Here is a 3735-nt window from a genome sequence, read left to right as displayed (position 1 = left end):
AAAAAAGAATTTAATATTAAGAATAAAATAATTTGAAAATATATTTTTAAATTTTTAATTATTCTATAATAATATTGTTATCCATTTTAACTTTACCATCATATATAGTCATTACTGCTTGACCTTTATATGGTATATTAGCAAATGGTGAAAATTTAGCTTTTGTATAAAATTCATCAAGGTTAAAAGTACCTTCTTTTTTAAGATCAATTATAGTTAAATCTCCATCATAATTTTCTTTAATTTTTCCTTTATTTTTTAAGTTAAATCTTTTTGCAGCATTTTCAGATAATATTTTTGGAACAATATTTAATGGTATGTTTTTTCTATTTACTTCAGTTAATATTAAACTTAAAACAGTTTCAATATTTGGCATTCCAGATGGACAATTCCATATCATATTCTCTTTTTCTTCAACTGTATGTGGTGCATGATCAGTACCAATTATTGAGTTTTCATTTAGTGCATTAATTGTTATATTTTCACCATAGAATCTTAATGGCGGATTAGTTTTAACTATGTTTCCAAACTTGTTAAATGAATTTGCTTCAAGTAAAAGATGATGTGGAGTAAATTCATAACTAATATCTACATCACTTATATTATTTTTAATAATTTCTTCTGATTTTCTACTACTTAAATGACAAACATGTAATTTTAAATTATATTTTTTACTAAGTTTTATTGCTTTTTCTATTGCAACATCCTCTGCAGTACTTGGCCTTGCATATGCATGATCTATAGGTAAATTTGTACCTTTTTCTTTCATTTTTTTTGTATTTTCTTCAATTATTTTTTTATCTTCACCATGTATTGTAACTAATGGATTTGTATCTAATTTTGAGATGTTTTTAAATATTTCATCAAGTTCTATATCATCATATTCATTCATAAATATTTTAAATGATATTGGATTTAATTTAGCAATTTTATTCATTTCATCAAAATTATTAATTCCTGCATGTATTAATGTGTTTATAATACTTTTATTTTTGATTAATTTTTCTTTTTCTTTATATGCTTTTAATGTATTTGTTTTTGGTTTTGTATTAGGCATATCAATAACTGTTGTAAATCCTCCATTTGCAGCAGCCATAGATCCTGTTTTTATATCTTCTTTATTTGTCATTCCAGGATCTCTAAAATGAACATGTGGATCTATTAATCCTGGTAAAACAATATTATTATTAATGTCTATTATTTTATCTGCTTCTTGTGGAAGTTTTGATATTTTACTTATTTTTCCATTATCAATACCAATATAAAATTCTCCTTTTTTATCAATAAGTTTACAATTTTTTAATAATAAATCCATATTCATACACACCTATTTTTAGTTATAAATCATTGATTTAATTTTTTTAATTATTGCTTTTATAATTTTAATAATAATTATATAATTTTGATTTTTATACTATGATTTTTAGATTTTAGTAATAGTTTTTTGATTTAATTTTTTCCTTTATAATTTTTAAACTATAATAATTTAGTAATTATAATTGTTTAATAAAATTTATTTATAATTTAATTTATTTTGATTTAATAATTTGTTTTTTAGTAAATATTTGATTTTATTATTAATTAAGAATATTTTTTAAAATCTTTTTCTAATTTTTATAATATTTTTTATATTAACCATAATATACTAATAGAATATTTTATAAATATAATATTATAATATATTATTATGCCTTCAGAGGAATTTGTTAAAGAAATTATTAGGAAGGATAAAAAGACATTTTTTAAAGATTATAAAGATTCTCAAAATACTAAATATTTTTATAATGAAGAATTTATTGATAATCAGGATAAATGTTATTTAAAACCTTTAATAGCTGATTTTACAGAATATAATCCATTACATAATGGACATTATCATTGTATGAAAGTTGCAAAAGAAAAGGTTCCTGATAGTATTTTTGTTGCTATTGTACCAGGACTTTTTGAAAGAAATGGTAGAGGTGTACCTTATATTTTGCATAGATCATCTAGAGCAGAAATTGCTATAAATGTTGGTGCAGATATTGTAGTTGAAGGTCCACCTATGGGTATTATGGGATCTGGACAATACTCATTATGTTTATGTAAAATGTTTCAAGCTTTAAATACTGATTTCATTCCAAGAGGGTATAAACCATTTGATGGTATTAATGATATATTAAATAGAATAAGTTTAGGACATGGTATTGCACCTAAACCTTATAAAATTATTGATATGGATACTAATGAAGTTATCATGCGAGATAAATTAAAAGAAGACAATTATGTAATAGTTTCTTTTTCTAAATCATTAAAAAATATTGGTTTTGATTTCAAAAATAAATTTATTTTTGTTAAACGTATAAAAGGTGTTAGTGGAACCTTAATTCGTGAATCTATTGAAAATAATAATTTTGATAAGGTTAAAAATATGATGCCTAAAGAAACAATTTCTATATTAAAAAGAGATATTGATTTAGGTTATGCACCATTAAATAATATTCGTGATTATGAAACTATATTAGACAATGCTAATAATTTGTCTTTTGAGGAATTAATTTCTTTAAACTTATTTAATGATAAATTAGCTTCTAAAATAATTGAAACTCGTGATAAAAAACCATTTGAAACTATTAATGAATTAGAAGATTCATTATTGTATGGTTTCTCAAGTAATTATAAACAAAGGGTTTTAAGTATATTAGAAACTAAAATAAATAAAGATATAATATCAAATTATATTGAGAAATATCCTTATAATATTCGCATCTTAGATTACAAAAATGAAGATGTATTAAATCAATTTAAAAATAAAATAACTAATAGGAGAATAGATTTATGGCAATAGAAAATGGTGATTTTGTTAAAGTTAATTTCACAGGTAAAATTGAAGAAACTGGGGATGTTTTTGATACTACTTATGAAGATGTAGCTAAAGAAGCAGGACTTGATGATCAAAACAAAGAATATACTCCAATTCCAATAGTTGTAGGTGGAAAACATTTACTTCCTGCTATTGATGAAGCTATTGTTGGTATGGAACCTGGAGATGAAAAAGTAGTTAAAGTAGATCCTGAACATGGTTTTGGTGAAAGAGATTCTAGTTTAATCACTTTAATTCCTATGAGAGAATTTAAAAAACAAAATATGAAACCTTTCCCAGGAATGAGAATCCAAGCTGAAGGTCAAACTGGTAAAGTTTTAACTGTTAGTGGTGGAAGAGTAAAAGTTGATTTCAATCATGAATTAGCAGGTAAACATTTAGTTTATGATGTAAAAGTTGAAGATGTAATTGATGATGATGAAGATAAAGTAAAAAGTATGGTTCAATTACATTATGCTTATCCTAATATGGATATTGATAAAACTGAAGTTAATTTTGATGATGATACTGTAAGTATTAAATTAGATGAAATTACTAGATTTGATCAAAAATCTTACATGGATGTTACTCTTCAAAGATTTAGAATTGCTAAAGATCTTTGGGACAATATGGACGTAAATAAAGTTCAATTTGTTGATACTTTTGAGAAAAAAGATACTGAATCTAATGAAGATGAAGAAGAATCTGAAGAATAGATTCTAATCTTTTTTTATTTTTTTCAATTTTTATTAAATAGTTTTTTTAATGTTTTTTTTCTTATTTTTAAGTATTTTTTATTAATTTCATAAATTCATGTTTTTTTCTTATTTTTAAGTATTTTTTATTAATTTCATAAATTCATGTTTTTTTCTTATTTTTAAGTATTTTTTATT

General features: G+C 22.4%; 3 protein-coding genes. 2 read left to right on the top strand and 1 reads right to left on the bottom strand.

Annotated features, from left to right (window positions below; all coding sequences use genetic code 11):
* Window positions 1-58: 58 nt before the first annotated feature.
* On the bottom strand, window positions 59-1315 hold the full coding sequence (locus tag BGI41_RS07100; protein WP_088539908.1) for a dihydroorotase family protein: 1257 nt from the start codon (window positions 1313-1315) through the stop codon (window positions 59-61).
* A 372-nt stretch (window positions 1316-1687) separates the two neighbouring features.
* On the opposite strand from BGI41_RS07100, the gene BGI41_RS07095 reads away from it, so the two are divergent.
* Complete coding sequence (locus BGI41_RS07095; protein WP_088539906.1) at window positions 1688-2827, top strand: nucleotidyltransferase family protein; 1140 nt, start codon at window positions 1688-1690, stop codon at window positions 2825-2827.
* Entirely contained in the window at window positions 2818-3558 is a 741-nt protein-coding gene (locus tag BGI41_RS07090; protein WP_088539904.1) for a peptidylprolyl isomerase, read from the top strand. The genes BGI41_RS07095 and BGI41_RS07090 overlap by 10 nt, the downstream gene beginning before the upstream one ends.
* The last annotated feature ends 177 nt before the right edge of the window (window positions 3559-3735 follow it).

The organism is Methanobrevibacter sp. 87.7, assembly GCF_002208625.1.
Lineage (GTDB): Archaea > Methanobacteriota > Methanobacteria > Methanobacteriales > Methanobacteriaceae > Methanarmilla.
Note: the sequence above shows the minus strand (reverse complement) of the source record. Positions and strands in the feature narration are given on the sequence as shown.

What these genes read in the sequence shown, in the direction of transcription:
- BGI41_RS07100 (WP_088539908.1), bottom strand. Translation starts at nt 1,315, where the DNA reads ATGGATTTATTATTAAAAAATTGTAAACTTATTGATAAAAAAGGAGAA.
- BGI41_RS07095 (WP_088539906.1), top strand. Translation starts at nt 1,688, where the DNA reads ATGCCTTCAGAGGAATTTGTTAAAGAAATTATTAGGAAGGATAAAAAG.
- BGI41_RS07090 (WP_088539904.1), top strand. Translation starts at nt 2,818, where the DNA reads ATGGCAATAGAAAATGGTGATTTTGTTAAAGTTAATTTCACAGGTAAA.